Origin of the sequence: Microbacterium sp. (genome assembly GCF_052099035.1) — a bacterium.
In the GTDB taxonomy this organism is placed as follows: domain Bacteria; phylum Actinomycetota; class Actinomycetes; order Actinomycetales; family Microbacteriaceae; genus Microbacterium.
Map to the genome: position 1 here is coordinate 1 of NZ_JBQDSX010000132.1, position 3953 is coordinate 3953.

2 protein-coding genes are annotated in these 3953 nt (G+C 65.7%); both read right to left on the reverse strand.

What is annotated here, in order from left to right; all coding sequences use genetic code 11:
- Positions 1-528: 528 nt before the first annotated feature.
- Positions 529-1725, reverse strand: a complete 1197-nt coding sequence (gene tuf / locus ACTIAO_RS17270; protein ID WP_441907305.1) for an elongation factor Tu — start codon at positions 1723-1725, stop codon at positions 529-531.
- A gap of 127 nt (positions 1726-1852) precedes the next feature.
- Positions 1853-3953 (reverse strand): elongation factor G (gene fusA, locus ACTIAO_RS17275; protein WP_441907306.1); only part of this gene is annotated, 2101 nt, incomplete at its 5' end.

Consider the following 3953-nt stretch of genomic DNA (forward strand, 5'->3'; position numbering starts at 1 on the left):
CCTCGTGGTCGTACGACTTGAGCCGGATGCGGATCTTCTGTCCCGCCATGGCGTCGTCTGACTCTCTCTCTCGAACCGCTAGCTGTCCGACCCCCGCGCTCGGGCGTGTCGCGTAGTCGCGACGCACCTGGGCGCACACGCCGAGAGGCGCAGGGCCGTTGGATATGTGGACTCCCGCCGGGCTCCGTGCTGACGCACGGCTCCGCGAACCGGACCACAACGTTTGTGCGAGCCTGTCGGAACGTGTGTTCCGCGGGGTACTCGATCCATGGCGACACAGAGAGCTCAACCCGCAGACCCGGGAGAAGTCCCGGGGTCCTGGCCCTCGGCGAGAGGACCGGTTCAACACACTGTTCGACACGTGAAAGAGCGCACCCGTAACAGGCAACCTGAACAGTTTGCCACACGAAGCCGCCGTCGTCCAAGTCGGGACGACGCGACGCCGGTGTGACGGTGACCGCAGGCCGAAGGCCCGGCCCCGCGGACGGGACCGGGCCTTCGACGAGGTGCTGCAGAGGCAGCGTCAGATCACTTGAGGATCTTGGTGACGCGGCCCGAGCCGACGGTGCGGCCACCCTCACGGATGGCGAAGCCGAGGCCCTCCTCCATGGCGATCGGCTGGATCAGCTCGACCGTCATCTCGGTGTTGTCGCCGGGCATGACCATCTCGGTGCCCTCGGGCAGCGTGATGACGCCGGTGACGTCGGTGGTCCGGAAGTAGAACTGCGGACGGTAGTTCGAGTAGAACGGGTTGTGACGGCCGCCCTCGTCCTTGCCCAGGATGTAGACCTGCGCCTCGAACTGCGTGTGCGGGGTGATCGAGCCCGGCTTCACGACGACCTGGCCGCGCTCGACGTCCTCGCGCTTGATGCCGCGCAGGAGCAGACCGGTGTTGTCGCCGGCCTGAGCCTGGTCCATCTGCTTGTGGAACGTCTCGATGCCCGTGACCGTGGTCTTCTGGGGCGAGCGGATGCCGACGATCTCGACGTCCGAGTTGAGGTCGAGCGTGCCACGCTCCACCTTGCCGGTGACGACGGTGCCACGACCGGTGATCGTGAAGACGTCCTCGACGGGCATGAGGAACGGCTTGTCGAGCTCGCGGACGGGCTCGGGCACGTTCTCGTCCACGGCCTCCATGAGCTCGAGGATCTTCGCGGTCCACTCGGGGTCGCCCTCGAGCGCCTTGAGACCGGAGACGCGCACGACCGGCGCGTTGTCACCGTCGAACTCCTGCGAGGAGAGGAGCTCGCGCACCTCCATCTCGACGAGCTCGAGGATCTCCTCGTCGTCGACCATGTCGGACTTGTTGAGCGCCACGAGCAGGTACGGCACGCCGACCTGGCGGGCGAGCAGGACGTGCTCGCGCGTCTGGGCCATCGGGCCGTCGGTCGCGGCGACCACCAGGATCGCGCCGTCCATCTGGGCGGCACCGGTGATCATGTTCTTGATGTAGTCGGCGTGACCCGGGGCGTCGACGTGCGCGTAGTGGCGCTTCGGCGTCTCGTACTCGATGTGCGAGATGTTGATCGTGATGCCGCGCTGCTTCTCCTCGGGAGCCGCGTCGATCTCGTCGAAGTTGCGCTGCGTGTTCGCCGGCAGGTCCGGGTACGTGTCCGCGAGCGTCTTCGAGATCGCTGCCGTCAGCGTCGTCTTACCGTGGTCGACGTGACCGATGGTGCCGACGTTGACGTGCGGCTTGGTCCGCTCGAACTTGGCCTTAGCCACTGGGGTCCTCCTGGGACTTGGGTAGATGTGCCGAACGTTGCGAATGTCGACCGAGAGATCCTACATCCGCGGGGCGTTGCGGTTTCCTACAGGTTGATGGTTGTGCGGGTCTTCGACCTGTGGGGACTCACTCGCCCCGGGTCTTCTTGATGATCTCTTCGGCAACGTTCCGAGGAACCTCGGCGTAGTTGTCGAACTGCATCGAGTACACCGCACGACCCTGGGTCTTGGACCGGAGGTCACCGATGTACCCGAACATCTCTGACAACGGTACGTGGGCCCGGACGACCTTCACACCCGTCGCGTCCTCCATGGACTGGATCATTCCACGACGTGAGTTCAGGTCGCCGATGACGTCGCCCATGTACTCCTCGGGCGTACGCACCTCGACCGCCATCACCGGCTCCAGCAGAACCGGGTCCGCCCGCTTGACGCCCTCCTTGAGGACCATCGAGCCGGCGATCTTGAACGCCATCTCCGAGGAGTCGACCTCGTGGTAGGCGCCGTCGAGCAGGATCGCCTTCACCCCGACCAGCGGGAAGCCGGCGAGCACGCCGAGCTCCATCGCGGACTGGATGCCGGCGTCGACGCTGGGGATGTACTCGCGCGGGATGCGACCACCGGTGACCGCGTTGGAGAACTCGTAGAGCTCGCCCTCGGACGTGTCGAGCGGCTCGAAGGTCACCTGGACCTTCGCGAACTGCCCGGACCCACCGGTCTGCTTCTTGTGCGTGTACTCGATCTTCTCGGCCTTGCGGCGGATCGTCTCGCGGTACGCGACCTGCGGCTTGCCGACGTTCGCCTCGACCTTGAACTCGCGACGCATGCGGTCGACGAGGATGTCGAGGTGGAGCTCGCCCATGCCGCCGATGACGGTCTGGCCGGTCTCGTCGTCCAGCTTCACGCGGAAGGTCGGGTCCTCCTCGGCGAGCTTCTGGATCGCCGTGGAGAGCTTCTCCTGGTCGGCCTTCGTCTTCGGCTCGATCGCCACGTCGATGACGGGCTCGGGGAAGCTCATCGACTCGAGGATGACCGGGTTCGCCATGTCGCTCAGCGTGTCACCGGTCGTGGTGTCCTTGAGGCCGATGACCGCGTAGATGTGACCGGCGCTCGCCTCGTCGACCGGGTTCTCCTTGTTGGAGTGCATCTGGAAGATCTTGCCGACGCGCTCCTTCTTGCCCTTGGTCGAGTTCGCGACCTGCTGGCCGGGCTCGACACGACCGGAGTACACGCGCACGTAGGTGAGCTTGCCGAAGAACGGGTGCGCCGCGACCTTGAAGGCGAGCGCGGAGAACGGCTCCGAGGCGTCGGGGTGACGCTGGATGACCTTCTCCTCGTCCTTCGGGTCGTGACCGTCGATGGCCGGCACGTCGAGGGGCGACGGCAGGTAGTCGATGACCGCGTCGAGCATGGGCTGGACGCCCTTGTTCTTGAACGCGGAGCCGCACAGGACCGGGAACGCCTCGCCCGCGATGACGAGCTTGCGGATGCCGGCCTTGAGCTCGGCGATCGTCAGCTCCTCGCCACCGAGGTACTTCTCGAGCAGCTCCTCGTCGGCCTCCGCGACGGCCTCGACGAGCTCGCTGCGGTACTGCTGGGCCTTCTCGACCAGGTCCGCGGGGATCTCCTCGGTGTCGTACGCCTCGCCGAGCTGGGTCTCCCCGTGCCAGACGAGCGCCTTCATCTCGAGCAGGTCCACGACACCGGTGAAGTCGCTCTCGGCACCGATCGGGAGCTGGATGACCAGCGGCTTCGCCTTGAGGCGGTTGATGATCGTGTCGACGGTGAAGTAGAAGTCCGCGCCGAGCTTGTCCATCTTGTTGACGAAGCAGATGCGCGGGACGTTGTACTTGTCCGCCTGGCGCCACACCGTCTCCGACTGCGGCTCGACACCCTCCTTGCCGTCGAAGACGGCGACGGCGCCGTCGAGCACGCGCAGGGAGCGCTCGACCTCGACCGTGAAGTCGACGTGGCCGGGCGTGTCGATGATGTTGATCTGGTTCTTGTTCCAGTAGCACGAGACGGCGGCGGACGTGATCGTGATGCCGCGCTCCTTCTCCTGCTCCATCCAGTCGGTCGTGGACGCGCCGTCGTGCGTCTCGCCGAGCTTGTAGTTCACACCCGTGTAGAACAGGATGCGCTCGGTGGTCGTGGTCTTACCGGCATCGATGTGGGCCATGATGCCGATGTTGCGGACCTTGCTCAGGTCGGTGAGCACGTCTTGTGCC